The sequence below is a fragment of the Kitasatospora sp. NPDC088783 genome, assembly GCF_044750705.1.
Classification (GTDB): domain Bacteria; phylum Actinomycetota; class Actinomycetes; order Streptomycetales; family Streptomycetaceae; genus Kitasatospora; species Kitasatospora fiedleri.
The window spans coordinates 53,497-79,336 of record NZ_JBIVKJ010000006.1 but is presented as its reverse complement, the minus strand read 5'-3'; the positions used below and the strand labels follow the sequence as shown (position 1 = coordinate 79,336).

27 protein-coding genes are annotated in these 25,840 nt (G+C 73.0%); 21 read left to right on the top strand and 6 right to left on the bottom strand.

Annotation, left to right across the window (positions count from 1 at the left end):
- Positions 1–133: 133 nt before the first annotated feature.
- Complete coding sequence (locus ACIP60_RS18665; RefSeq protein ID WP_400685605.1) at positions 134–1,498, bottom strand: GNAT family N-acetyltransferase; 1,365 nt, start codon at positions 1,496–1,498, stop codon at positions 134–136.
- 105 nt (positions 1,499–1,603) lie between these two features.
- The gene (locus ACIP60_RS18660; RefSeq protein WP_400685602.1) at positions 1,604–3,043 is read right to left on the bottom strand and encodes a pyridoxal phosphate-dependent decarboxylase family protein; all 1,440 of its coding nucleotides are present in this window, start codon (positions 3,041–3,043) and stop codon (positions 1,604–1,606) included.
- Between the two features lie 316 nt (positions 3,044–3,359).
- Between ACIP60_RS18660 and ACIP60_RS18655 the strand changes: the two genes are divergently transcribed.
- Positions 3,360–3,554, top strand: a complete 195-nt coding sequence (locus ACIP60_RS18655; RefSeq protein ID WP_400685599.1) for a hypothetical protein — start codon at positions 3,360–3,362, stop codon at positions 3,552–3,554.
- Between the two features lie 68 nt (positions 3,555–3,622).
- On the opposite strand, the gene ACIP60_RS18650 is transcribed toward ACIP60_RS18655, so the two are convergent.
- Both ACIP60_RS18650 and ACIP60_RS18645 read right to left on the bottom strand, forming a co-directional pair.
- The gene (locus ACIP60_RS18650; protein ID WP_400685596.1) at positions 3,623–4,375 is read right to left on the bottom strand and encodes an MgtC/SapB family protein; all 753 of its coding nucleotides are present in this window, start codon (positions 4,373–4,375) and stop codon (positions 3,623–3,625) included.
- 153 nt (positions 4,376–4,528) lie between these two features.
- On the bottom strand, positions 4,529–5,371 hold the full coding sequence (locus ACIP60_RS18645) for a class I SAM-dependent methyltransferase (protein WP_400685593.1): 843 nt from the start codon (positions 5,369–5,371) through the stop codon (positions 4,529–4,531).
- Positions 5,372–6,088: 717 nt separating this feature from the next.
- Here ACIP60_RS18645 and ACIP60_RS18640 point away from each other — a divergent pair.
- The 5 genes from ACIP60_RS18640 to ACIP60_RS18620 all read left to right on the top strand — a co-directional run bounded on the left by ACIP60_RS18640 (position 6,089) and on the right by ACIP60_RS18620 (position 10,715).
- Positions 6,089–7,024, top strand: a complete 936-nt coding sequence (locus tag ACIP60_RS18640) for a DUF692 family multinuclear iron-containing protein (RefSeq protein ID WP_400685590.1) — start codon at positions 6,089–6,091, stop codon at positions 7,022–7,024.
- Positions 7,021–8,169, top strand: coding sequence for a hypothetical protein (locus tag ACIP60_RS18635; protein WP_400685587.1), 1,149 nt, complete (start codon positions 7,021–7,023; stop codon positions 8,167–8,169). Before ACIP60_RS18640 ends, ACIP60_RS18635 begins: the two co-directional genes overlap by 4 nt.
- A complete protein-coding gene (locus ACIP60_RS18630; protein WP_400685584.1) occupies positions 8,163–9,539 on the top strand; it encodes an MFS transporter in 1,377 nt (458 codons plus the stop codon). The genes ACIP60_RS18635 and ACIP60_RS18630 overlap by 7 nt, the downstream gene beginning before the upstream one ends.
- A complete protein-coding gene (locus ACIP60_RS18625) occupies positions 9,536–10,315 on the top strand; it encodes a methyltransferase domain-containing protein (protein ID WP_159072982.1) in 780 nt (259 codons plus the stop codon). The genes ACIP60_RS18630 and ACIP60_RS18625 overlap by 4 nt, the downstream gene beginning before the upstream one ends.
- A 70-nt stretch (positions 10,316–10,385) precedes the next feature.
- On the top strand, positions 10,386–10,715 hold the full coding sequence (locus ACIP60_RS18620) for a DHCW motif cupin fold protein (RefSeq protein ID WP_400685581.1): 330 nt from the start codon (positions 10,386–10,388) through the stop codon (positions 10,713–10,715).
- Between the two features lie 77 nt (positions 10,716–10,792).
- Here ACIP60_RS18620 and ACIP60_RS18615 read toward each other — a convergent pair whose 3' ends face one another.
- Positions 10,793–11,902, bottom strand: a complete 1,110-nt coding sequence (locus ACIP60_RS18615; RefSeq protein WP_400685578.1) for a hypothetical protein — start codon at positions 11,900–11,902, stop codon at positions 10,793–10,795.
- 281 nt (positions 11,903–12,183) lie between these two features.
- On the opposite strand from ACIP60_RS18615, the gene ACIP60_RS18610 reads away from it, so the two are divergent.
- Together ACIP60_RS18610 and glmS are read left to right on the top strand one after the other, a co-directional pair.
- Positions 12,184–12,489 (top strand): hypothetical protein, encoded by a 306-nt coding sequence (locus ACIP60_RS18610; protein WP_400685575.1) that lies wholly within the window; start codon positions 12,184–12,186, stop codon positions 12,487–12,489.
- 46 nt (positions 12,490–12,535) lie between these two features.
- On the top strand, positions 12,536–14,377 hold the full coding sequence (gene glmS / locus ACIP60_RS18605; RefSeq protein WP_400685572.1) for a glutamine--fructose-6-phosphate transaminase (isomerizing): 1,842 nt from the start codon (positions 12,536–12,538) through the stop codon (positions 14,375–14,377).
- Positions 14,378–14,462: 85 nt separating this feature from the next.
- Here the strand turns inward: glmS and ACIP60_RS18600 are convergent, their stop codons facing one another.
- Complete coding sequence (locus ACIP60_RS18600) at positions 14,463–14,723, bottom strand: GlsB/YeaQ/YmgE family stress response membrane protein (protein ID WP_100834933.1); 261 nt, start codon at positions 14,721–14,723, stop codon at positions 14,463–14,465.
- A gap of 203 nt (positions 14,724–14,926) precedes the next feature.
- Here ACIP60_RS18600 and ACIP60_RS18595 point away from each other — a divergent pair, with 203 nt between their 5' ends.
- The 13 genes from ACIP60_RS18595 (at position 14,927) to ACIP60_RS18535 (ending at position 25,774) form a co-directional block, all read left to right on the top strand.
- A complete protein-coding gene (locus ACIP60_RS18595) occupies positions 14,927–15,301 on the top strand; it encodes a PRC-barrel domain-containing protein (RefSeq protein WP_282204788.1) in 375 nt (124 codons plus the stop codon).
- A gap of 555 nt (positions 15,302–15,856) precedes the next feature.
- Complete coding sequence (locus ACIP60_RS18590) at positions 15,857–16,306, top strand: MarR family winged helix-turn-helix transcriptional regulator (protein WP_100834932.1); 450 nt, start codon at positions 15,857–15,859, stop codon at positions 16,304–16,306.
- Positions 16,307–16,536: 230 nt separating this feature from the next.
- Positions 16,537–18,006 (top strand): AMP-binding protein, encoded by a 1,470-nt coding sequence (locus tag ACIP60_RS18585; protein ID WP_400685567.1) that lies wholly within the window; start codon positions 16,537–16,539, stop codon positions 18,004–18,006.
- A complete protein-coding gene (locus tag ACIP60_RS18580) occupies positions 18,003–18,269 on the top strand; it encodes a phosphopantetheine-binding protein (protein ID WP_400685564.1) in 267 nt (88 codons plus the stop codon). Before ACIP60_RS18585 ends, ACIP60_RS18580 begins: the two co-directional genes overlap by 4 nt.
- Positions 18,270–18,449: 180 nt before the next feature.
- On the top strand, positions 18,450–18,824 hold the full coding sequence (locus ACIP60_RS18575; RefSeq protein WP_282206411.1) for an ectoine synthase: 375 nt from the start codon (positions 18,450–18,452) through the stop codon (positions 18,822–18,824).
- A 191-nt stretch (positions 18,825–19,015) separates the two neighbouring features.
- On the top strand, positions 19,016–20,134 hold the full coding sequence (locus tag ACIP60_RS18570) for an acyl-CoA dehydrogenase family protein (RefSeq protein ID WP_400685561.1): 1,119 nt from the start codon (positions 19,016–19,018) through the stop codon (positions 20,132–20,134).
- A 17-nt stretch (positions 20,135–20,151) separates the two neighbouring features.
- On the top strand, positions 20,152–20,826 hold the full coding sequence (locus tag ACIP60_RS18565) for a transglutaminase family protein (RefSeq protein ID WP_400685558.1): 675 nt from the start codon (positions 20,152–20,154) through the stop codon (positions 20,824–20,826).
- 11 nt (positions 20,827–20,837) lie between these two features.
- A complete protein-coding gene (locus ACIP60_RS18560) occupies positions 20,838–21,647 on the top strand; it encodes a maleate cis-trans isomerase (protein WP_400685555.1) in 810 nt (269 codons plus the stop codon).
- A gap of 431 nt (positions 21,648–22,078) precedes the next feature.
- On the top strand, positions 22,079–23,281 hold the full coding sequence (locus ACIP60_RS18555; protein ID WP_400685552.1) for an IS701 family transposase: 1,203 nt from the start codon (positions 22,079–22,081) through the stop codon (positions 23,279–23,281).
- Positions 23,282–23,544: 263 nt separating this feature from the next.
- Positions 23,545–24,033: a nucleoside deaminase gene (locus ACIP60_RS18550; RefSeq protein WP_400685549.1), complete on the top strand. Its 489-nt coding sequence runs from the start codon at positions 23,545–23,547 to the stop codon at positions 24,031–24,033.
- Positions 24,030–24,689, top strand: coding sequence for a DsbA family protein (locus tag ACIP60_RS18545; RefSeq protein WP_400685546.1), 660 nt, complete (start codon positions 24,030–24,032; stop codon positions 24,687–24,689). The genes ACIP60_RS18550 and ACIP60_RS18545 overlap by 4 nt, the downstream gene beginning before the upstream one ends.
- A gap of 306 nt (positions 24,690–24,995) precedes the next feature.
- Entirely contained in the window at positions 24,996–25,316 is a 321-nt protein-coding gene (locus ACIP60_RS18540; RefSeq protein ID WP_100834922.1) for a multidrug efflux SMR transporter, read from the top strand.
- Positions 25,317–25,372: 56 nt separating this feature from the next.
- Positions 25,373–25,774: a multidrug efflux SMR transporter gene (locus tag ACIP60_RS18535; RefSeq protein ID WP_100834921.1), complete on the top strand. Its 402-nt coding sequence runs from the start codon at positions 25,373–25,375 to the stop codon at positions 25,772–25,774.
- Positions 25,775–25,840 lie beyond the last annotated feature (66 nt).

The following is a 25,840-nucleotide window of genomic DNA, read 5'->3' as shown; positions in this document are numbered from 1 at the left end:
ACACTTGAGCAGGGGCGACAACCAGCGGCGCGAGCTCAGCCCTTCGGCAGCAGCGTGGCCCGCCGCCGGGGGCCCGGGGGAGAACGGCGGGGCCCGCCGCCGGGGCTCCTGGCGACGGGCCCCGGGCGGAGCCTCAGCGGGCGGGCCAGGGAGCGGGGAGCTTCTCGGTGGCCTCGGCGAGGTGGGCGGTGATGACGAGGGTGCCGTCCTCGACCTGGTAGTCGAGCGGGGCGGAGAGCCGGCGCATGGTGGAGATCAGGCCGGTGTTGGCGGAGGTGGTGACGGCGTAGACGGTGCGCACGCCCGCCTCCAGGGCGAGGGCGGCCATCCGGCGCACCAGGTCGACGCCCAGGCCGCGGCGCTGCCAGGCGTCCTCGACCAGCAGGGCGATCTCGGCGCCCTCGTCGTCCCACATCAGGTGGGCGAGGGCGACCAGGCGGCCGTCCGAGGTCTCGACGGCGAGGGTCTGGCCGTGGCGCGGGTCCAGCAGGTGGTCGAGGTAGCGGTCGGCGTCCCGGACCGGGCCGTGGTAGCGGCGGCGCAGCGACTCCGCGGAGCAGCGGGCGTGCATGGCCAGCGCGGCGGCCTTGTCCCCGGGGGAGGCCCGGCGGACGGTGAGCTCGGCGCCGTCGAGCCCGCCGATCCGGGCGGCGACCGCGGGGACGCGCGGGCCGAGGACGGTGTCCAGTTCGACCAGGGCGCGGGCGCGGGCGAACTCGGTGGGCGTGAAGGGCAGGTGCGGGCGGGAGAGTTCGAGCAGGTCGCCGCCGGGCAGCGGCAGGCGCATCAGGTGTCCTTCCAGGCCGGCCGGGGTGTCGTCGCCGCGGCCGGGGTACTGCCGGATGGTGGCGCGTCCGAACAGCTGGCGCAGGGCGACCGGGAGTTCGGCGGCGTCCAGGGCGGTGCGGGTGGCCAGGGCGAGGACCTGGCGGGGGACGTCCACGAGTTCGTGGGCGTCGGCCTGGTCGGTCCAGATGTCCCAGCCGCCGGCGGCGGCGACGGCCGCGGCCAGCTCGGTGCGGGGCAGCTCGGCCGGGGTGCGCAGGATGAACTCGTCCACGGTGCAGTCGGGCAGCGGGTGGGCCTGCATGGAGACGATGTTGACCCGCAGCGCGGCCAGCGCCGTGCACACCCGGGCCAGGCTGCCGGGGGCGTCGGAGACGCTGGTGCGCAGCCGCCACAGCGCGGTCGGCTCCTCCGGCGCGTTCACCGCCCCGCCGCCCGGCGGTGCGGACGCCCCGGGCGGCCCGTGCGGGTGCCGGTGGGCGAGCCAGCCGCGGAACAGCGCGGTGGCGAGCATGGCCGCGGCGGAGGCGCCCAGCAGCACCGGTCCGTCGTGGCCGTGCACGACGACGTTGGCGACCAGGTCGGCGGCGGCGACGGCGGCGAAGACCGCCGCCAGCTCGACCGTCTCCCGGCGCCAGCGGTGCCCCCGCTTGCGCCGCCGCTCCTGCTTGTCCTCGATGCCGGTGCCGTGGGTGTACGCCATGGTGTCCATGCCTGCATGGTGGCGCTCCGCTGTTTCACGATCACGAATCCCCCGTGACCTGACGGTAAATGTCTCCGCGGGCCCGGTCGGATCGGCGCTGATCCGCGCCCGCGATCAGTTGGACGTACGGCACCGGTCCAGGAGTTCCGCCCCGGCGGACTTCACCTCGTCCAGCAGCAGCCGCAGGTCCGCCTCGGTGGTGGAGGCGTTCAGCAGGCAGGCCCGGAGCATCTCCCGCCCCTGGTGCACGGCGCCGGTGACGAAGACCCGGCCGCGCTGCTGGACGGCCACCGGGAGCAGCGAGTTGAGCTTCTGCACGCCCTCCTCGTCCAGCCCGGCGGGGCGGTGGCGGAAGGCCACGATCGAGGTCTCCACCGGGGCGACGAGCTCCAGCTCCGGGTCCGCGTCGATCCACCCGCCCAGCTGCCGGGCCTGCGCGGTGCAGTGCGCGATGTCCCGGGCGACGCCGGAGCGGCCGCGGTGGGCGATGGACGCCCAGACCTTCAGCGAGCGGAACGGGCGGGTCTGCTCGGTGCCGTACTCGGAGAACCAGCCGAGGTCGCCGGCCGCGTCGTCGCGCAGGTAGGACGGGACGAGGCTGAAGGTGCCGCGCAGCTCCTCGGCGTCGCGCACCAGCGCGCAGCCGCAGTCGACCGGCACGCCCAGCCACTTGTGCGGGTCCAGGGCCAGCGAGTCGGCCCGCTCCATGCCCGCGTAGCGGTGCGCGATGGCCTGGTCCAGCACGCCGAACGCCCCGTACGCGCCGTCCACGTGGAACCACAGGCCCTCGCGCTCGGCCAGGTCGGCGATCGGGGTGAGCGGGTCGACCGCGCCGGTGCCGACGGTGCCCGCGGAGGCCACCACCAGGAAGGGCAGCCGGCCGGCGGCGCGGTCCTCGGCGATCGCGGCCTCCAGGGCGTCCAGGCGGAGGTGGCCCTCGGCGTCGGAGGCGACGGTGCGCAGGTGCCTGGAGCCCAGGCCCAGCAGCTCGGCGGCCTTGCGCACGCAGCTGTGCGCCTCGCCGGTGACGTAGCCGACCAGCGGGGGCAGGCCCGCCAGGCCGTCCTCGCGGACGTCCCAGCCGGCCTTGCGGGCGGCCCGGCCGCGGGCGGCGGCCAGGCAGACGATGGTGGCCATCGAGGTGCCGGAGGTCAGGACGCCGCCGCCGGGCGGGTGCGGGAAGCCGACCAGCTCGGCGATCCAGCGCACCACCGCGCGCTCCAGGTGCACGTCGGCGTGGTCGCCGCCGGCCGAGCTGGGGTTCATCGCGCTCGCGGCCAGCGTGGCGAGCACGCCCGCGGGCTGCGGGGCGGAGTTCACCCAGCCGAAGAAGCGCGGGTTCCCGTTGCCCATCGGGTGCGGCATGATCCGCCGCTCGACGACCTCCAGCAGCGCCGCCAGCGGCGCGCCCTCCTCGGGCAGCGGGAGGTCGAGCAGCGCGGTGCGCTCCGCCGGGTCCATCGGCTGCCACACCGGACGGTCCGGCAGCGCGTCGAGGTAGTCGGCCACCAGGTCTGCGGCCGCCCGTGCGGCCCCGCGGAAGTCGTCGTTCACAGCACAGATCGTAGGCGCGCCCGCCCCCGTGACCTGCGGCGGGTCCGCCGGGGCCCGGCGGGCGCCGCGGCGGCGGTCCTCCGCGACCGGGCCGACCGTACCTCCGCGACCGGGCCGGGGGGCGACGGCGGTGGTGATCCGCGCCGACAACCCGGCCGGAAGCCCGTGCCCGCGCGCGAATCGGGGGTACAACCCTCTCGTGGCACCGGGCAGCGACCGGGCGGTGCCGGACCGGCGTCGGGCCGGTCGGAGTCCGGCCGCCCGGTCCGACCAGGTCGCCGAGCGCGTACCGGCGAGTACCAGCGAGGAGGAACAGGTGGCACAGCAGCAGAGCACCGAGTCGGCAAGGCACTACCTGGACGAGAGCAAGAAGATGATCGAGAAGACCACGGACCCGGGGCAGCGCGCGATCGCCCTCGGCCTGGCCGCCCTGACCCACGCGGTCCTGGAGACCGGCTTCGACCTCGCCGCCCGGCCCCCCGCGGCCGACGCGCCGGCCGAGGACGCCTGAGCCCCCGCCGCCGCCGGGCGGCCGCCCGCACCGGAGGGCTCCACCGCCGGCCCGGCGGGTTCGCGCGGTCAGTCGGTGCTCTCGGTCTCGGAGCCCCACAGGCCCACGATCCCGTCGAGTTCGGCCAGCTCCGCCAGCAGGCGGTACACGTCGCCGGTGCCCTCGACGGACAGGTGCACCTTGGTGCCGCCGGCGTCGGGTCCGGCGTCCTCGCCGCCGTCCTGCGGCACCCGCTCGACCCGGACGCCGAGCACGCGGAAGCCCTGTGCCGTGCAGTGTTCCAGGGCGCGGCGCAGGGCTCCGCGCCCCGGCAGGTAGAGCAGGCGCAGGTCGGTCGCCGCGGGGGTGGAGATGGCCGGGATGCGGCGGGTGATCAGGGGGTAGCCGCGCACGATGAGCAGGTAGGCGCCGGTCACGGCCAGGGCCAGCACCCACAGCCCGCCACCGCACGCCATCCCGACGGCCGCGGTCAGCCAGACCGTCGCGGCCGTGGTCAGTCCGCGGACGATGTCCCGCCGTACGAAGATCAGCCCGCCTCCGATGAAGCCGAGGCCCGAGACGATCTGCGCCGCCACCCGCGACGGGTCCAGGGAGACGTGCGACAGGCCGAGCACGTTGTTGAAGCCGTGCTGGGAGACCTCCATGAACAGCGCCGCTCCGAGCCCGACCAGCGCGTGGGTGCGCAGACCGGCGCTCTTCTGCTGGAACGCCCGCTCCAGGCCGATCAGCGTCGACAGCACCAGGGCCAGGCCGAGTTCGGTGAGCTGCCGGAGTCCCTGGCCGCTGCCCGGGTTCCACGGCGGTGACGCACTCAGGTGCACGAGCCCCTCCATCGGCTGACGCTCCGTTCGACGGTCCGGTCCGATCCGGCCCGGCCCGGTGCGGGCCGCGCCGGTACCAGCCTGGCACGGCCGTCCGGGGCGGAGGGGCGCAGACGGTTCACCCCGCCGGGGCGAAGGTTGCCTGACGCGGCCCTAGGCACGGCGTCCGATCGACACGTGCCAGGCCAGCGGGAGGTGCCGGACGCCCGCCGCGTCGGCGTGCTCGGCGCTGAGCTGCTGCCAGCCGGCGTCGAGGCGGTCCTTGAACTCGGGGGGCTGGACGGCGAACGCCCAGTAGGCGGTGCCCGCCAGCGAGCGCAGCTGCTCCCAGTACTCGGCGGGGGTGGCGGCGGGGACGTCCCGGTCGAAGGAGCGGCGGTCGGCCAGTGGCAGCCCGGCGGCGGCGAGTTCGGCGGTGACCAGGTCGGCGGTGAGTTCGAACGGGGCCATCGCTTCGTCGGGCAGTTCGAAGCCGCTGATCGCCGCGCCGAGCACCGCGCCGCTCAGGGTGAGCACCGGGCAGGACTCCGGTTCGCCCCAGGACTGCAGGAAGATCCAGCCGCCGGGGCGCAGCACCCGCCGGCACTCGGCCAGGGCGGCGCCCAGGTCGGGCAGCACCCAGGCGGTCTTGAGCATGGTGACGGCGTCGAACCGACCGTCCTCGTACGGCAGTTCGAGGGCGGAGCCGACGGTGTAGGCCAGCCGGTCGCGGACGTCCGGCGCGGCGTGGGTACGGGCGTTCTCGGTGGCGAGCCGGACGGCGGTGTCGGAGTAGTCGAGGCCGTCGACCCGGGCGCCGGGGAGGGCGGTGGCCAGGGCGGTGGCGAGGGCGCCGTTGCCGGAGCCGATGTCGAGGACGGCGCGGGGGGCGGTCTCGGCGACGGTGGCGACCAGGGAGGCGGCGAGGTCGGCGCCGACGTCGCAGGAGCCGTGGCCGCGGGCCTCGGCCACCCGGTTCCAGTGCTGCTGGGAGAAGTAGTCCAACTGGACGTCCATGGGGTCCCTCGTCCTCTCCGGGGCGCGCCCGCCCGGGCGGCGGTGCGTCGGCGGGCCGGCGGTGGTGTTGCCACATCATGGGCCACCGCGGCGCCCCGCGGGCGGCGTTCGCGGGATTCCGCCGTACGCCCCGGACCGGCCGGAGCGTACGGTTCCGCACGGGTGGGACGGACGGGGCTCCCGGGGTCGGCCGGTGGCCGCTTTTCGGCCGTGTTCGGGGCGTGGACAAAAGTGACGCCACGTCATTTCCCTTTTCTTGAGCGGAAGTTGGCCGGGTGTTCCGGCCAGGTGTTCACCCTCCGGGGCGGGCCCGATGTGTGAACGGCGCATGGCTGCGGTGTGTCGGCCGAATGGTGTCCTGCCCGGCCGGGACCGTCTGGTGCCGACCGGTCCCCGGTGGTGGACTTCGGTCGGCGGGAGCACCCCTCGGTGGCCCTGCTGGTCAAGAACCGCTCGCGGCGTGATGCCACATCCCGGGAAGGGGGTGACGCACATGGAGACCACCACGATCATCGTGACCCGCGAGGCCAAGACCCCGCGCAACCCCACCTGCTGAAACGGCGTCTGACGCGGGGCGCCGAGCGCGCCCCCGAGCCATCCGCACCACAACGACGTCGGCAGCGTGCCGCTGCCCCAGCGGCGGTTCTTGATCGCCACGGCCACCGAGCAGCACCGCCCGCACCCGCGCGCACCGCGGAGAACCGGAGGGCAGCACCTTTGAGCGGGCCAGTAGCACCACTGGGCATCGGGCTCCAGTACAACCCCGAGGTCGCCGAGTGGTTCCCCTTCCACGAGTCGCGCATCGACGCCGTCGAGGTCCTGCTCGACACGGTGATCGCGCCGCTGGACAGCCCGCAGGTCATCCTGCCCGACCGGCTCGACGAGATCGACGCCCTGGTGGCGGCCGAGCCCACCGTGATCGCCCACTCCAACTACGGCGCCGAGTTCGGCTTCGAACCGCTGGAGCGCACCGCCGCCGTCCTGCGCCACGTCCCCGCCGCGAAGCTGTTCGGCAGCCCCTGGATGAGCGACCACTGCTTCTACGGGGACGGCTCCTGGTCCGACATGTGGAGTTCGCCGGTGCAGTTCTCCCGCGCCGAGGTGGACCGGCTGGCCGGCCGCGCCGCCCGCCTGCAGGAACTGCTGGGCGTGCCGCTGGCGCACGAGAACGCCGCCTACTACGTGCCCTGCCCCGGCGCCGACCTGGACGAGCCCGACTTCCTCGCCGCGCTGGTCGAGAAGGCCGGCACCCACCTGCACATCGACCTGCACAACATCCACACCAACGCGGTGAACTTCGGCCGCTACACCCTGGCCTCCTACCTGGACCGGCTGCCCCTGGAACGGGTGGTCGAGGTGCACGTCGCCGGCGGCAGCTGGTCCGGCGGCACCTACCACGACTGGCACGACTCCCGGGTGCCCGAACCGGTCTGGGAGACCCTGGAGGACCTGCTCGGACGCTCCCGCCCCGGCGCCGTCGTCCTGGAGGTCCAGGGCCGCGCCCACTCCTCCCGCACCCGCGAACTCGACCCGCTCGCCGACGCCGAACTCATCCTCGGCGACCTGGAACGCGCCGCCGCCATCTGGGACCGGGTCTACGGCCCGCACAGCCGCCGCACCACCGCCGCCGCCGGGACGGAGGCGCGGGCGTGAAGGCCGAACACACCTGGCGGCTGTGGCGGCGCGTGCTGCGCGAACCCGCGCTGGCCGACGCCGTCGTCGCGGGCGACGTCCGGGCCCGCGCCGCCGAACTCGGGCTCACCCCGGCCGAGACCGAGATCGCCGCCGTGTACGCCGAGAACGGCCCCGGCGTGCAGTGGGCCGTCGACGCCTACCGCTACCGCCTGCTGCGCGTCACCCGCGCCGCCGTCGCCGAGGGCGCCCCACTGACCGCCCGCGCCCTGCGCCAGCTCGGCCACGACCCGGACGCCCTGGTCACCGACTACGTGACGGCCACCGGCTGGGCCGACCGCGGCCCGTACGTCTACACCGTCACCGCCGAGTACCTGCACCGCCTCGACCGCACCCTCCCCACCGGACCGTCCACCGCCGCCCTGCGCGACGTACTGCGACTGGAACGCACCGCCGCCGAACTGATCGCCCGCAACGCGACGCCGGGAACGGCCCCGAAGGGCGGCCCTCCGGCTGAACCCGCCCCGGTGAGCGGTGACTTGGCCGAGACGGTCCCGGCGGGTGGTGCTTCGGTGGTTTCCGCTTCGCAGGGTGGCTCTTCGGCCGAATCCGCCCTGGCGGGCGGCGGCTTGGCCGAGCAAGTCGCGGCGGGTGGCGTTTCGGCCAACTCCGTTCCGGAGCCTGGTGCTTCGGTGGGTTCCGCTTCGCAGGGTGGCCCATCGGCCGAATCCGCCCTGGCGGGCGGCGACTTGGCTGGGACGGCCCCGGCGGGCGGCTCTTCGGCCGGTCCTGTTCCGGAGCGCGGTGCCTCGGCCGGGACGGCCCCGGGGGGTGCAGGTGGCGGGGAGTACCGCTGGACCGGGCGCGGGGCGGTCGTCCGGTGGGAGCGCGACGTCCTGGGGTGGCTCGCCGATCCGGTCGGGGGTGGGCTCGACCGGGCTCCCGAGCGGTCCGGGGCGGTGCTGGTCCGCCTGGACGGGTCGGCCGAGCTGTACGCCCTGACCGGCATCGGCGCCCCCGCCGCCCGGGTGGCCGAGGGCCTCGCCGCCGGGCTGCCGCTGGCCGAGATCGCCGCGGGCGTCGGACTCGACCCCGCCGACGCGGGCCTGCGCGGCCTGCTCGGCTCGCTCGCCGAGTGGGGCCTGCTGGACGTGGCCCCGTGCTGAGCGCCCGCCCCGTCCACGCCGACGGCCCGGACCATGCTGGCCGCGCAGGCCGCGCAGGTCTCTCCGGCCGCTACGGCCTGCTGTGGGCGGCGAGCCTGGTCTCCTGCGTCGGCGACGGCGTGCTGCTGACCGCCGGGCCGCTGCTGGTGCTCTCGCTGAACAGCAACCCGACCGTGGTGGCCAGTGCGCAGGTCGCCGTCACCCTGCCGTACCTGCTGCTCGGCGTGGTCGGCGGCGTCGCCGTCGACCGGATGAACCGCCGCCGCCTGATGGCGGGCCTGGACTTCACCCGCAGCGCCCTGCTGCTGCTGGTGGTGCTCTCGCTGCTGGCCGGGGTGGCCCGGATCCCGCTGCTGCTGGTCACCCTCTTCCTGCTGGCCGCCGCGGACACGGTGTTCCGCACCGCCGTCCAGACCACGCTGCCGGCCCTCGTCCCGGCCGGGCGGCTGGTGCGCGCCAACGGGCGGCTGATGGCGGCCGAGACGCTGGGCACCGAGTTCCTCGGTCCGGCCCTGGGCGGGCTGCTGTTCGCCGCCGCGGTCTCGCTGCCGTTCGTGGTGGACGGCGTCTCGTTCGGCCTCTCCGGCGTCCTGGTGCTGCTGGCCTTCGCCGGGCTGCGCACCGCCCCCGCCGAGGAGGCCGCCCCCGCGGCGGCGGGTCAACGGCCCGGGGTGCGCGGGGTGCTGCGGGACGCGGGCGCGGGGCTGCGCTGGATGTGGGGCGAGTCCACGCTGCGCTTCCTGTCGGCCTCCTCCGCGACCATCAACTTCTTCACCGGCGCCACCAACGCCGTGATGGTGCTGTACGCGCACGACGTGCTGCACCTGGGGAAGGCCGGGTTCGGCCTGCTGCTGTCCTGCGCGGCGGCGGGCGGGGTGCTCGCCGGGCTGGTCTCCGGCCGGATCGCCGAGCGACTGGGCGTCACCCGGACGCTGGCCCTCGCGGTCGGCCTGCAGGCCGTCGACCAGACGGTGATGCTGCTGGCCAGCAGCCGGCTGCTGACCGTGCTGGCGCTGAGCTGTTCGAGCTTCGCGGTGGTGCAGTTCAGCTCGGTCAGCCTGGCCCTGCGGCAGTCGACCATCCCGAAGGAACTGCTCGGCCGGGTGACCAGCGTCTACCGGATGCTGGCCTGGGGCTCGCTCCCGGTCGGCGCGATGACGGCGGGCCTGTGCGTCGGCTGGTTCGGCCTGCGCTCCACCTTCGCCCTCGGCGCCGTCGCCCTCGCGGTGCTGGCGTTCCTGGTGCTCACCCGGTCCGCCGCGCTCGGACTGGAGATCCCCGTCCCGACCGACCCCCGGCCCCCGGGCCCGCCGCAGGCCGCGGCGGGGGCGGCGGCCGAGGGGACCGACCGCCTCCAGGAGACGCCGTGAGTGAAGCGACCGACAGCCTCCCCGCGTTGACGGCGGACCTGGCCGTGCTGCGGGAGACGTCCGACCTGCTGGACGTCGGCGACGGCATCGTGCCCGTGGACACCCGCTGGAGCTTCTCCGGCGGCACCCCGCAGAAGTTCGACAACCACGTCAGCAAGAGCGTCCCGCTGTACGCCGAGGGCCACGCCCTGATCAGCCAGTGCGTGGAGTTCTTCAGCCGGCGCGGCGGCCTGATCATCGACGTCGGCTGCTCCACCGGCACCCTGCTCGCGCAGATCGCCGCGAAGGACTGCTGCAAGGACGTGTCGCTGATCGGCTTCGACATCGAGGCGGACATGGTGCGGGTGGCCCGCCAGCGCTGCCGCGAGCTGGAGAACGTGACGATCCGCCAGGGCGACATGCTCTCGGTCGACTACAGCGGCGCGAACGCCGTCATCATGTACTACACGCTGCAGTTCCTGCCGCCGGGCGACCGGCAGACCGCGATGAGGATGGTCTGCGACGGCCTGGTCGAGGGCGGCGGCCTGCTGCTGTTCGAGAAGACCCTGGAGCCGGACTCGCGGACCCAGGACATCGTTCAGCAGCTCTACGCGGAGTTCAAGTTCGACAACGGCTTCGACCCCGGCGAGATCTACCAGAAGGCGCACAGCCTGCGGTCGGTGATGGCCCCGCAGCGCAGCGCCGAGACCCACGAACTGCTGCGCCGGGTCGGCTTCACCAGCATCTCCACCATCCAGAAGTACCTTCACTTCGAGGGCATCCTGGCCATCAAGTAGGCCGTCGAGTAGGCCGTCGAGTAGGCCGTCGAGTAGGCCGTCGAACAGCGGAGAGGAGCGGGGAGCGGCGATGAGACTGGACGGGTTCGACTTCACCTCGACGGACTGGAGCACGGTGCCGGCCGAGGTCAGGCCCGGCGAGAGCGGCACCGTCAGCCAGCGGGTCCGGCACTTCGGCGGGGTCCGGGTGCGGCTGGTGGAGTACAGCCCCGGTTACGCGGCCGACCACTGGTGCCGCAAGGGCCACGTGCTGTTCGTGCTGGGCGGCGAGCTGACCACCACGCTGGACGACGGCCGGGTGGTGGTCACCCCGCAGGGCGCCAGCTACCAGGTCGCCGACGAGCGGGAGGCGCACCGCTCCAGCACCGAGCACGGCGCCACCCTGCTGATCGTCGACTGACGCGCGGCAGCGCCCCCGGCCGGTGACCGGCCGGGGGCGCTGGCGGGTGCCCAGCCCGGGGTGCTCAGCCGGGGCGCTCAGTCCAGGGTGGTGGACAGGCCGCCCGCCGAGCGGCAGTAGCCCTGGATCTCCTTGTCGCCGATCTGGGCGCACAGCCGCCCGGCGGCGCCCGCGCTGGTGTCGTTGACGGTGTAGTAGCTGACCAGGCCCTGGGTGCACGCCTTGCGCTGCCAGGTGTCCTTGGCGGTGGCGCACTGCTGGGCGGCCCAGTCCGGGCGGTCCAGGTTGTACTTCATGGTGCGCGAGCCGGCGCCCCGCGAGCAGTCCTCGCCGCCCCCGCTGGCCTGCGCGTTCAGGCACCACTGGAGGGCCTGGGCGAACGCCTCGGGGTGGTTGGCGTAGTCGTGCGAGGAGAGGAAGAAGGTCGGCGCGTAGAAGAAGCAGGCCGACTGGTAGAGGGCCGGCTGCTCGGGGCACGGGTAGAGCGGCTCGGCGGCCAGTTTGTCGGCGGGGAGGTTGGCCTTGGCCTTCTCGTCCTCCTCGTCGGGCGCGAACAGCTGCATGAAGACGCCCTCGGAGCAGGTGATCCGGCGGCTCTGGCTGGGGAACTTGTCGCACAGCGCGCGGGCGGCCGGGATGTCCTGCTTGGTGACGAACATGATGCCGTGGCCGACGCCGTGGATGCACGGGCCGGTGTTGGCGGGCGCGCACAGGGTCAGGATGTCGCTCTGCGGGTCCTTGGAGTTGGCGAGCATCTCCTCGACCGCGCCGTGCAGGTAGCCCGCCGCGCAGGTCTCGTGCGGGAAGGAGATCACCTTCTGGAAGTCCTGCTGGTAGCGCGCCACCGCGGCGTGCCCGAGCTCGTGCGCGATCGGGTGGCAGAACCGCACCGTGTACGGCTTGTCCTTGGTGATCTTGTCGAGGTCGGCGAGGGCGACGCCGGGGTCGGTGGCGGCCATCTCGGCCATCAGCTTGTTGCGCAGGGTCGACCTGGTCCACACCGCCGGGTCGCCGGTGGGGGAGGGGGAGCCGGTGGCGTCGGGCACGGCGCCGGGGCGCTGGCCGTCCGCGCCGGTGGCGGCGCTCGCGGCGGCGGGCTTCGGCGTCCAGTCGGTCACCATGACGGACCCGAGGCCGAGGACGGCCAGCAGGACGGCGGTGACGACGGCGAACACGCGCGGTTGCATGACGGACGTTCCCCCTGTGATCGACACGGACGGTGCACGGCCCATCCTGCGGGGTGACCGCCGGAAACCGGGACAGGGACACCGCCGACGGGGTCAGCCGCCCGCCACGATCACCCGAACACCGCCCGCGCGCCGTCCCTCCGACGGCGGCACCACATCATAGGTGCGCCCCCGGACGCCCGACCGCCCACCACTCCCCGCTCCGCCGCGGTCCGCCGGGAGGGCGCGTACGGCCGCTGTGTCTGGTGATCCTGCCCGGATTCGGGCAGGATCTTTGGCAAATGAACACTTCACGCCTAGGCTCCCGATCCGGACCTGCCTCACCGCACCCTCACGAGGACCTGCTCGCCCACCTCGCCAGGACCACTCCACTGGCCCCCGGGGAGGCCGCGCGGGTCGTCGCGGAAGTGCTGGCGTACTTCGCGGAGACCACCGAGGAGTACGTCCGCCGCCGTCACGGTGAGCTCCAGGCCCGGGGTCTGACCAACGACCGGATCTTCACCCGCCTCGCCGGGGAGCTGGCCGCCCGCCGGGTGGCCGCCCCGCAGCTGTCGGCCCGTCAGCTGCGGCGGATGGTCTACGGCTGACGGGAACGGCCCCGCCGCCCTCCCACGACTGACAGGAGCCCACGTCATGTGCGGAATCGTGGCCTACATCGGCCCCAAGGACGCCTCCCCCTTCCTGCTGGAGGGACTCCAGCGGCTGGAGTACCGCGGGTACGACTCGGCGGGCGTCGCGGTGGTCGCGCCGGCGACCAAGGGCTCCCCGGCCAAGCTGCGGATCTGCAAGACCAAGGGCCGGGTCGCCGACCTGGCCGCCGCGTTGCCCGCCCGCTTCAAGGGCGGCGCCGGCATCGGCCACACCCGCTGGGCCACCCACGGCGTCCCCTCCGACGCCAACGCCCACCCGCACACCGACAACGAGGGCCGGATCGCCGTCGTCCACAACGGCATCATCGAGAACGCCGAGGAGCTGCGCGCCAAGCTCACCGCGGACGGCGCGGTGTTCCGCTCCGAGACCGACACCGAGGTGCTCGCCCACCTGATCGCCGCGCACCGCGCCCGGGGCGGCGAGCTGGAGGACGCGGTGCGGGCCGCGCTGGGGCTGGTCGTCGGCACCTACGGCATCGCGGTGCTGGACGCCGAGCAGGCCGACCGGATCGTGGTGGCCCGCAACGGCAGCCCGATCGTGCTCGGCATCGGCGAGAAGGAGATGTTCGCCGCCTCCGACGTCTCCGCGCTGGTCCGCTACACCCGCCAGGTCGTCCACCTGGAGGACGGCGAACTGGCCACCGTCCGCGCCGACGGCTTCCGCACCTTCACCGAGGACGCCCGCACCGTCACCCGGCAGCCCTCGACGGTCGACTGGGAGGTCGGCTCCTACGACACCGGCGGCTACGCGCACTACCTGCTCAAGGAGATCCACGAGCAGCCCGGCGCGGTCGAGCGCACCCTCTCCGGCCGGCTCGACGAGCGCTTCGCCACCGCGCACCTGGGCGGCCTCAACCTGGACGCCCGCGAGCTGCGCGAGATCCGCCGGGTGAAGATCCTCGGCTGCGGCTCCGCGTACTACGCGGGCGAGATGGGCGCCCAGCTGATCGAGGAGCTGGCCCGCATCCCCGCGCACTCCGAGCCCGCCTCCGAGTTCCGCTACCGCAACCCGGTCATCGAGGCCGACACCCTGTACGTCGCGGTCAGCCAGTCCGGCGAGACGTACGACACGCTGGCCGCCGTCCAGGAGGTCAAGCGCAAGGGCGGACGGGTGCTCGGCGTGGTCAACACCGTCGGCTCGGCGATCGCCCGCGAGTGCGACGGCGGGATCTACCTGCACGCCGGCCCGGAGATCTCGGTCGCCTCCACCAAGGCGTTCACCTCCACCGTGGTCGCCTTCGCGCTGCTGGCCCTGCACTTCGGCCGGGTGCACGACCTCTCGCCCGCCGACGGGCGGCGGATCGTCGCCGCGCTCAAGGCGCTGCCCGGGCAGATCCGCGAGGTGCTCGACCAGCAGGAGGCGGTCGCGGAGCTGGCCGCGGAGTACGCCGACAGCCAGGGGATGATGTTCATCGGCCGGGTCCGGGGCTACCCGGTGGCCCGCGAGGGCGCGCAGAAGCTCAAGGAGATCTCCTACGTCCACGCCGAGGCGTACCCGGCCAGCGAGCTCAAGCACGGACCGCTCGCCCTGATCTCCCCCGAACTGCCCACCGTCGCCCTGGTGCCCGACGACGAACTGCTCGACAAGAACCTCACCGCGCTCGGCGAGATCAAGGCCCGCGAGGGCCGCGTCCTGGCCGTCGCGCACCGCCCGATCGAGTCCCGGCTCGCCGACCACTGCCTGGTCGTCCCCAAGAGCGAGCCCGAACTCGACCCGCTGCTGCTCAACATCCCGCTCCAACTGCTCGCCTACCACGCGGCGGTGGCGCTGGACCGGGACGTCGACAAGCCGCGCAACCTGGCCAAGAGCGTGACGGTCGAGTAGCGGCCGCCCCGGTGCGGGCACGCGAACGGCCCGGGCGCGCTCCGTGGCGCGGCCGGGCCGTCGATCGTCGGGGTGGGGCCGGGGGTCAGGCGCCCCGGCGCGCCCACAGCGGGGTGACCAGCAGGATCAGGACGGCGGCGGCGCCGATCTGGAAGAGGTGCCGGATCCAGTCGATGCCGTTGGTGTCGGCCACGCCGAACGCGCTCGCCAGGGCGTTGCCGATCAGGCCGCCGACGATGCCGAGCAGGATGGTGAGCCACAGCGGGATCGGCTGCCGCCCGGGGATGACCAGCTTGGCCAGCACACCGATCACCAGACCGGCGATGATCGCCCAAAGGATCGACATGGTTCCTCCTCGTCCTACGGATTGACGGCCCCAGCGGCGTCGTGCCGAACGCATGCCCGGCCGACGGCCGCTCATTCCTGTGAATTCCCTGGGAGAACGCGGTTGTTCGGCGCGGCATGGAACTACCTCCGGCGGGCAATCGTTCCGGGCGGCCGGCGGCGGAGGGTCCGCCCGCCAGGGGCCGCGCGAGCGGAGGCACCAGCGTGAGCGAACAGCGGGAGGACCTCGACGTGTGGGCGTACCGGGACGCCTCCGGACGTCCGGTGGGTGACCTGGTCGGGTACCACGTGGAGGCGGTCGACGGGCCGATCGGCAAGGTGGACCGGATGGCGGAGGACCTCGGACCGCAGTACCTGGTGGTCGACACCGCGCCGTGGATCTTCCACCACCGGGTGCTGCTGCCGGCCGTGACGGTCCGCCAGGTCGACGAGGAGCGGCGGACCATCACGGTCGACCGCACCAAGGAGGAGATCGGGGCCGCCCCGCCGCTGGTGCGGGCCGAGCAGCACGCCGACCTCGACCTGCGGGCCGAACTGGCCCTCTACTACGGCCCGTTCTACGGCAACCGGCTGCCCTGAGGGCCGTGGGGGCGTTCGATCCGGACGCTGGGACGCAACGGAGTCGGCCTCCCCGCCCGGAGTCGGGCGCCCACCCCCTCGGTGCGGCCCGAGACGTGCGGCGATCTCCTCCACCCGTCCGGGTGGAGGAGATCCGGGCCGGGGGTGACGGGACCTTCCCCCCGGTCGCCGAACTCGCGGCGGCTGCGGCCCGCGCAGCGGCGAGGCGCACGCCGTCAGCGTCCACGGCGGGGAGGACCGCACCCGCCGCTTCCCGGTGCGGCCAGGAGCGCGGGACGTTCAGGTATTCAGCCGTCCGATCACGCCTCCGCCGGGGTTCGGTCGTACCGGACAGTCGGTGATGACCGGGGCCGGCGGAAGGATGGAGTACGACCCGGCGCGGTCGGCGCCGCGGGTCTCCCGAGGTCTTGCGGGCTGGTGATCGGGTCAGAGAAATTGCTTGTACGTGCAAGCCTAATGGGCCCTTAAATCTTCGGAAAAGGAAAATTCGGGGCGCCAGGATCTTGCATGCGCATGTACTCTTCTGCCAGGCGACACCTTGCAACGGAGGCCCCCATGGCAACTTCATCCCACGCGCCCCTGCGCACCTCCGACCAGGCCGCATGGAACCGGGTGCTCTCGCTCCACGCCTACGTGGAGCGGGAACTGGCCCTGGCGCTGCAGCGGCGGCACGGGATCGGGCTGTCGGAGTACCGCTCGCTCGAGCACCTGCACCACTCGAAGACGAGCGAGCTGCGGATGCAGGACCTGGCCGACAAGGTCGGCCTGGGGCAGTCGTCGGTGACGCGCCTGGTGGGCCGCCTGGAGACGGCCGGCTTCGCCTTCAAGGACCTCTGTCCGTCGGACAAGCGGGGCGTGTACGCCGTCATCACGGACGAGGGGCGCCAGCGCTACCAGGCCGCCCGCGCCACCTACGCGGAGGTCCTGTCGTCCGCCCTGAACACCTTCACCGCCGACCCCGAACTGGGCCCCACGGTCCAGGCCCTGCGCGCCATCCAGGTCTGACCCGCGCCGGCCCGGCGGCCGGCCGCCCCGACCCCGCCCCGAACGCGGAACGCGTTCGGGGTTTTTGCTTGAACATGCAACTCTTGTGGCCTACGTCACACTCACTTCGCCAAGTACATGCTTGACCAAGCATCCAGTTGGTTCGGTAACTTCAACGTCGACACCGCACGAATTCGAACAGCCGGTCGGCACTCGTCCCGACGGCTGAGCCGACCGCGAGGAATCCCGCCGTGCCATCGTCCCTCCTGGCCGAGACCGTCGCCGCTCACGGCGAGAACCGGCCCCACCGCACCGCGCTCCACTTCGACGACCGGGCCGTCACCTACGGCCGGCTGAACGACCTGACCGGGAGCCTGCGCGCCCACCTGGCGCGGCTGCGACTCCCGGCGGGCAGCACCGTGTGTGTTCCGGCGCACAAGGACCCGCAGACCATCGCGCTGCTGCTGGCCGTCTTCCGCGAGGGCCACATCGCCCTCGCGCCCTCACCGAGCCTGGGCAGCGCGGCACTCGAACGCCTGGCGCACCAGGCCCGCGTCTCCCACCTCCTCACCGCCGCCGACGACGGCGCGCTCACCGCGCTGCCGGTACGGGCGGAGCGGAGCGAGGCCGAGGGGTTCGCGGTGCCGGACCCGGCGCGGACCCAGCTGCTGCTGACCACCTCCGGCTCGACCGGCACGCCGAAGATCGTGCCGATCGAGACCGCCGGGTTCGACGCCTTCGCCGACTGGGCCGTCGACGAGTTCGCGCTCACGCCGGACGAGACCGCCCTGTCCTACGCACCCCTCAACTTCGACCTCGCCCTGCTCGACGTCTGGACCTTCCTCCGGCTCGGATCGAGCGTCGTCCTGGTCGAACAGCAGCGGGCGACCGACGCCGCGCACCTCGCCGCGCTGGTCAGCCGGCACGACGTCACCTTCGTCCAGGGCGTGCCGATGATGTACCGGCTGCTCCTGGAGGGAGGCGGCACCTTCGCCGCCGTGCGCCACGCGGTCTTCACCGGTGACCGCATGCCGGTCGACCTCCTGCGTCGCGTCCCACCGGCGTTCCCCCGGGCCGCCTTCCACAACGTGTTCGGCTGCACGGAGACCAACGACTCCTTCATCCACCGCGTCGATCCCACCGCCGTGGACGGCCCGATGCCCATCGGCCGTCCCATCCGCGGCACCGACGCCCTGGTCGTCGACGCCGAGGGCGCGCGCCTCGACTCGGCGGGCACCGGTGAACTCCTGGTGTCCACGCCGTTCCAGACCGGGGGCTACCTCCGGCAGGACCTGAACGACGCGGTGTTCACCCACCTCGACGGCCGGGTCTTCTACCGCACCGGCGACATCGTCACCCGCACCGCCGAGGGCCTCCACTTCCTGGAGGGGCGCGCGGACTGGCACGTCAAGGTCAGGGGCGTCCGCACCAACCTGCAAGAGGTGGAGAACGTCATCACCGCCCACCCGGACGTCGCCGAGGCGGTGGTCGTGCCGCTGCCGGACCCGCAGGCCGGCGTCCGGCTGCACGCCCACGTCACCCGGCGCCCCGGCACCGACCTCACCAGCCTCCGGCTGCGCACCCACCTGGGCCGGCAGCTACCGCGCCACGCCATCCCGGCCTCGGTGCACCTCACCGCCGCTCCGCTGCCCCGCACCTCGACGGGCAAGCCCGACCGGAACCTGATCAAGCAGAACCTCACCAAGGGGAGTGACGCATGAGCACCACCGCCATCGCCGCCGAGGTCCGCGCCTACATCGTGGACCAGTTCCTGGCCGGGGAGGACGTCTCGGACCTCACCGGCCACTACGACCTGCTCGACTCCGGAGTCATCGACAGCCTCGGCCTGGTGAAGATGCTCGGGCACCTCACCTCCGCCTACCGGCTGCCGGTCGACGACATCGACTTCGGACCGGACGACTTCCGCACCATCGACGCCATCGTCGCGATGATCGCGGACCACCGCCCGGCCGCAGCCGCCTGAGCGACCGCTCCGACGGTCCGGCCTCCGAGCCGCCCCCGGGCTGACCGTTCCAGCTGTCCGGCCGCTCCGAAACCGCTCCACCCCTCCCCCCGGTCCGGCTTCTGCACCGTCCCGCCCGACCGGTCGCACCGCACCGCACCGAACCGACGCACCACCCGATTCCGAAGGAGAACCAGAGAGATGTTCACCCGCAGCCTCGATGACGTCGCCGCAGTCGAGTGGGGCAACGGTCTGAGCTACCGGCTCCTGACCAAGCGCGACGGCATGGGCTTCGCCGTCGCCGACACCCTCGTGCGCAAGGGGACTTCGAGCGCCCTGCAGTACCGCAACCACCTGGAGGCCTGCTACTGCATCGGCGGCTCGGGCGAGGTCGTGGAGAAGGACGGCACCCGTCACAAGATCGTGCCGGGCACCATCTACGTCCTGGACCAGCACGACCCGCACTACCTGCTGGCCTCCGCCGACGAGGACCTCCACCTGGTGTCGATCTTCAACCCGCCGATCAACGGGGACGAGAAGCACACCCTGTCCGAGGACGGGTTCTCCCAGTACTGAGCCGCCGCCGCCCCTCCGGCCGCCAGTGCGCCGCCCGGCCCGGTTCCCGCTCACCGTCGGGGCCCGGGCCGGGCACCCGGCCGCGCGCGTCCGAGTCCGCGGCCGTCCGCGCGAGCCGGCGACCGTCGTCATGGCGCGACCCCGATCCACTGTTGCCCGATCCACTGCCGAAACGGACCCCAGGATCTCCCGTGACCGATGACCTCTTTCACCTCACCGCCCCGTGGGCCGAGCAGTTGAACGCCGACACCCGCGAGCTGGACGCGGCCGGCGCCTTCCCGTACGGCAAGTGGAAGGCGATCCAGGAGAGCGGCCTGCTGCGCGTCCCCTTCGCCCCGGAGTTCGGCGGCGCCGGCCGCAGCCTCACCGAGACGATGCGCGCCCTGGAGGGACTGGGCCACACCTCCCGGGACGCGGGCCTCTCGTTCTCGGCCTCGACGCAGATCGTGTCCGTGGGCACGCCCCTGCAACGGTTCGCGAGCCGCGAACTGAAGGAGGAGCACCTGCCGAGGATCGTCTCCGGCGAGGCGATCACCGCGCACGCGATCACCGAACGGTCCGGCGGGTCGGACGCGGTGAACCTGGCCACCGTCGCCCGCCGCGACGGGGACCACTACGTCGTCACCGGCGACAAGATGTTCATCACCAACGCTCCGGTCGCCGACCTCTTCCTGCTCTACGTCCGCACCGGGAAGCCCGGCCCCTTCGGCCTGACCACCCTGCTCGTCGACGCCGACACCCCCGGCTTGACCGTGGGCCCCGCGATGGACAAGATCGGCCTGCGCACCAGCCCGATCGGCACGCTCGCCTTCGACGGCATGCGGGTGCCGGTCGGCCGGCGGGTCGGCCCGGAGGGCGCCGGGTTCCGGGTCCTGGACTACGTGATGAAGCGCGAGGTCCTCTTCGGCTTCTCCATCACCCTCGGCGAGATGACCCGGCGCCTGGAGGAGACCATCGCCTTCGCCAAGGAGCGCCACCAGTTCGGCCGGCCCATCAGCTCCTACCAGGGCGTCTCCCACAAGATCGCGGACATGAAGATCCGGGTGGAGACCGCCCGGAAGTGGCTCACCGACACCGGCGCCAAGGTCGAACGCAACGAGGACGCCTCGCTCGACCTGGCGGTCACCAAGACCGTCGTGTCCGAGGCCAACGTGCAGACCGCGCTGGACGCGGTGCAGATCCACGGCGGACGGGGCGTGCTCACCGAGCACGGGATCGAGCGCGACCTGCGCAACTCGATCGCCGGAACGATCTACTCCGGGACCTCCGAGATCCAGCGCAACCGCATCGCCATGCTCCTCGGACTCTGAGCGACGGGAATTCCGACATGACCGACCCGATGGACCACCTCACCCGCCCGACCGAGTTCCTCGACCACCAGACCGAGGAGGTGCAGGCCTTCATCGACCACGCCGTCAAGGACCGCTCCGCCGACCGCCGGACCAACGCGGTCGAGCTCTACTACGCGGTGCGCGACGGCGTCGACTACGAGGTCTACGGCGCCCCGCTGACCCGGGAGGGCCTCCGGGCCTCGCACACCGCCACCACCAAGTCCGGTTTCTGCCTGCACAAGTCCGCGCTGTACGCGGCCGCCGTGCGCGCCCTGGGCATTCCGTCCCGCCTGGTCTACGGCGACGTGCGCAACCACCTCGCCTCGCCCCGGCTCCTGGAGCACGTCGGCGGCGACGTGTTCTTCCACGGTCTCACCCAGGTCCACCTCGAGGGCAGGTGGGTCAAGGCCACCCCGGTGTTCAACAAGCTGCTCTGCAAGCTGTACGGGATGCGGGCCCTGGAGTTCGACGGGCTCAGCGACAGCCTGCACCACCCCCACGGGGGCGGCGGCGCCATGGAGTTCCTCACCGACCACGGCGCCTTCGACGACGTCCCGTACGACTTCGTCCTGGAGACCATGCGCCGCAAGCACCCCAAGTTCCTCGACGCCGGCGGCACCGGCACCGTCAGCGGTGGCCGCCTGGCCGACGAGTCCGCACCCACCCGGTAGGAGAGAAGCCCGTGACCAGCACCCCCTCGCCCGTCGACGGATGGGACGCCTCGACCCGCATCGGCGTCGTCGTGCCGCACGCGGACGTCGGCCCCGAGGCCGAACTGCAGGCCGTCGCCCCGGCCACGGTGTCCGTCCACGGCTCGCGCGTCCACTTCGCCGCCATGCGCGCGGGCGGCGAGATGGACGAGAAGATCCCGTACGACCCGATCCTGTCCTTCGTCCGGGCGCCGTACCTGGACAACGCCGTGGAACTGCTGGCGGCCTCCCCGCTGCACGCGCTCGCCCTGGGCTTCACCTCCTCCAGCTACGCGTTGAAGGCCCGGGGCGAGCGGGAGCTGTACGAGCGGCTGCTGCCCGTCACCCGGGGCCTGCCGATCACCGGGACCACCAAGGCCGCCCGCGCCGCCTTCGACGCGCTCGGCGCCCGCCGCATCGCGGTGGTCAACCCGCCGTGGTTCGACGACACGCTGTCGGGCCAAGGTGCGGACTACTTCCGCGAGTTCGGGTACGACGTCGTCCACCACGGCCCCTGCGGGCTGCCCTCGAACCAGAAGGCCATCACGCCCGAGAACCTGTCGGAGTGGATCCGCACCACGGTGGCCGCCCACCGGCCGGAGGCCGTCCTGGTGGCCGGCAACGGAATCCGGGCGGTCGGCACCATCAGGGCCCTGGAGCAGGAGCTCGGCTTCGACGTCGTCACCGCGAACCAGGTGATCCTCTGGCACGCCCTCCACCTCGCCGGTGCCGCCGCCACCGCCCACGGCATCACCGACTACGGACACCTGTTCACCACGACGCCCAAGGACGACCACGCGTGACCCTGCCGGACGCCCGCGGCCGCGGGGCCGTCCTCGGAACCCCGGAGGGCGCACGACCGCCCGCTCTCCGGTGGCACTCGTGCGCGGGTCGATGAGCGCGTAGGGACGCCATCGGCCGCGGGTGGCCGCACCGGTGGTGATGTCCCACGCCCACCCGGCCGGGACCCACCGGTCCGGCCTCCTTTCCCGAGGCCACGGGCCGATCGACCCGCGCGCCACCGCGAGGATCCCGTCCGCCAACCGGACCCGTTCGTGCCGTTTCGTGATCCGATCCGCCGCGATCGCGCCACGGCGCGCGGGGAGTTGGCGAAGTGGCGACCGGAATCCCTTTTCCCCCGGAAAAAAATAGTGGTCATTCCTTAATGTGGGTGGCCGTGCGGAAATTTCGCAGCCGCGACACCGGAGGGGAAACTATGAGGGGATGGGACTCCGTGGCCCTGTTCACGGATCAGCTCTTCGGCCACCTGCGCAGGGCCGACCAGCGCAGGTGGGCCCACGCGTACGTCAACGGCCTCCTCAGGACACCCGGCAAGAAGTCCATCCGCCGACTCGCGGCCGTGGCGTGTGACTCCCCGACGGCATCGCAGGCCCTGCACCAGTTCATCAACGAGAGCCCCTGGGAGTGGGAGCCGGTGTGCGACCAGTTGCGCCGGTGGGCCGAAGCCCAGGTCCGGCCCAGGGCCTGGACGGCCGCCCCCGTGGTCCTGCCCAAGCGCGGTGAGAAGTCGTGCGGAGTGCACCGCCGATTCATCCCGCAGACCGGACGCACCGTCAACTGCCAGGTGAGCGTGGCCGTTTTCATGTCGACGGACGCGGGCGAACTTCCCGTCGGCTGGTGCCTCGTCCTGCCCGAGCCGTGGGCCCGGGGCCCCCTGCGCGAACGCGCCCGCATCCCGTGGACCGTCACGTCCTCGCCCGAGGGCCAACTCCTCGACGTGCTCGACGTGGTGGTGCGGCGTTCGCAGTACGAGCCCGTGCCGGTCGTCGTCGACCTCGACGGCTACCTGGACCCGCGCCGGCTGCTCGACGGACTGATCGAGCGCCGGCTGGACTTCGTCGTCGCGATCCCCGACGGCTTCCTGCTGGCCCCGCTGGAGCCGCAGTCCTCCGGTGCGCGCCGGCCGGTGATCGCGGCGGCCCGGGTGTTGAGCGACCGGGGCGCGGAGGCCCGTCCCGCCGCCGCGAGACCCGGCCGGGGGCCGGTCCAGGACAGCATGGTCCAGGCGCCCGGAGTCGTCGCGGCCGACCAAAGACCCCAGCCGCTCCGCCTGTTCGCCCAGCCTGACGGCCGTCCGGAAGGTCCGGGCCAGCTGTGGATCACCAACATGGCGCACCGTCCGGTGGAGGAGCTCTTAGGGTACGCGGAGCGGCACCCGGCGACCGGCGAGGCCGTCGATCTGCTCCAACGGCGCTTCGGGCTGCGGGACTTCGAGGGCCGCTCGTTCCCCGGCTGGCACCACCACATGGCGCTGGTGTCGGCCGCCTTCATCTACAGCCGTCTGGTGGCCGACCCGGCCCGGCGGGGCTCCCGGCCCGGCCCGGACGAGGGGAGCGGCGACGGGCCGAGGCCGCCGCTCGGGCCCGGCGCACGGTGGGCGGAGGAGAAGGCTCCGAGCTATCCCGTCGCGGTCTGAACCGGCCGTGCGGGGCCGGGGAGGCGGGCCGGTGGCCGGCCTCCCCGTTCTGACGGTCCGGCAGTGCCCACCGGCCGTCACGGGCCCGTCCCGATAGTTGCGATTGACAGCAAGATGTATGTTCATGCAAACTCTACCTGCGCGCTCGAGTTTTCTGCGGGCTCAGATAATTTGTACATACAAGCAACTACTGGGGATTCCATGCCTGAAGTCACGGCGCCCATCGCCCGCCCCCCGGCCGCGGTCTGAGCGGGGGAGCAGCGGTGCGCACTTCCGAGCTTTCACAGAGCGAGCTGACCGAGTACGCACGTGAGGCGGTACGGATCAGCCGCGAGCACGTCGCCGGGGGCGGCATCCCGTTCTCCGGCGTCGTGGTCAACCGCAACCGGATCCTCGGCACCGGCGTCAACCGGGTGCGCGAGGACAACGACCCCACCGCGCACGCCGAGGTGACGGCACTGCGCGAGGCCGCCGCCGCGCACGGGCTGCACGCCACCGCCGGGGCCACCCTGTTCGCCTCCGGCGAGCCGTGCGCCCTGTGCTACATGGCCGCGCTGTACTTCAACGTCAGCCACATCGTGAACGTGGTCGACCGCAAGACGGCCGCCCGGTACGGCTTCGACTACACGAGCTCGTACTCGATCTTCGCCGACGATCCGGAGAACTGGCCGATCAAGGTCACCTGGCTGCGGCTCCCGGAGGGGACGAAGCCGTTCGAGGAGTTCCTCGCGATGGAACGGGGGCGGTCATGACCGGTACGGCGACCGGCAAGGTCGGCATCAAGGTCTGGTCGGACTACGTCTGTCCGTTCTGCATGCTCGCCGAGGGACCGCTGCAGGAGGCCGTCCGCGACCTCGACGTCGAGATCGAGTGGATGCCGTTCGAGCTGCGACCCCACCCGGCTCCGACCCTGCGTCCGGAGGACCCGTACCTGCCGGCGATCTGGGAGCGTTCGGTCTACCCGATGGCCCGGCGGATGGGCGTGGACCTCACCCTGCCGACGGTCTCCCCGCAGCCCTACACCCGGCTCGCCTTCGAGGGCTACCAGTACGCGGCCGAGCACGGCAGGGCCGCGGAGTACACCCCGCGCCTCCTGCGGGCCTTCTTCCAGGAGAACCGGGACATCGGCCGGATCGAGGTCCTCGCCGACATCGCCGCCGAACTCGGGCTCGACGCCGACGAGTTCAGTCAGGCGCTGATCGCCGGCAGCTACACCGAGACCCACCGGGCGGCGCTGCGGACCGCCGAGGCCTTCCGCGTCTCCGTCGCTCCCACGATCATCATCGACGGGCGCCACCGCATCGAAGGCGTCCCCACCGCGGCCCAGATCCGCAAGGCCGTGCTCGACGCCCGGGCCGAACAGGCCGCCGCCGGCGACGCCCCCGCCTGCCGGATCGACGGGTGCTGACCTGACCCGAGTGCCGGACCGTCGCACCGGCCGGCCGGCGGAACGTCGCTGACGCCGTCGACCGGCCGTGCCACCCGGGTGCGGCGCGACGCCCGATCACATCGGCCCGCCGGGCCGCCCGGCAGCCCCGTCGAGCCCGGACCGGCCTGCCCCGCCGTCCGCTCCCGCCCGTCGGCGCGCAGCGGAACACCGCCTCGCCGTTGCCGCCCCGCCCGCGACCTCCCGTGCCGCAGACCCGCGGCGGACCGTTCCCGCTCCCTCTTCCCCCGGCGCAACACCGACCTCCAACGAACGAAAGGACCAGCCATGCAGTGGTTCTACCTCGCGATCGCGGACATCTTCGAGATCGCCGTCGCGATCGCGGCCGGTAAGGCCGAAGGCTTCAAGAACCGTACGTGGACAGCCGTGACCCTGATCACCGGCGCTCTCGGAACCTTCTTCCTCAGCAGGGCGCTGCTCACCTTCGACGTGGGCGTCGGGTACGCGATCTGGACCTCCGTCGCCGGCATCGGCATCACCCTCCTCGGCGCGCTGCTCTTCGGGCAGCGCCTGAACTGGCGCAAGGCCGTGGGCATCGTCGTCATCATCGCCGGGGTCGTCGGCCTCCAACTCAGCGGCGCCGCCTGAGAATCCCGCCCCGTCCTCGTCCCCGTCCGACCCATCCCTCGAAAGGACTTCCACACATGTCCGACACCGGGCGCACCTCGGCCAATTCCTGGATCGTGCTCCTACTCGCCGGCGGGTTCGAAGTCGGCTACGCGCTCTCCGTCGGCGGAAGCCACGGCTTCACCCGCCTGACGTGGTCCCTGGTCGCCGTCGTCTTCTTCCTGCTGACGCTCTGGGCGCTGAGCGTCGCACTGCGCACCATCGACGTCAGCATCGGCTACGCCGTGTGGGCCGGTATCGGCTCCGTCGGCGCGGCGCTGCTGGGCCCCGTCATCTTCGACGAGACCCTCACCGCGGTCCAGGCCGTGTGGCTGGCCGTGATCATCGCCGGAGTGATCTGGCTCAAGCTCGCCGACCGGCCGGCGAAGACCCCGGAGGACGCGGCCGCGCCGCTGGAGGCCAGGACCGTGGACGCCTGACGGGTGCCGCCGCCGGAAGCGCCGCGGTGCCGCTCCTCGGCCACCCGACCGAGCCGGGTCCCGGTC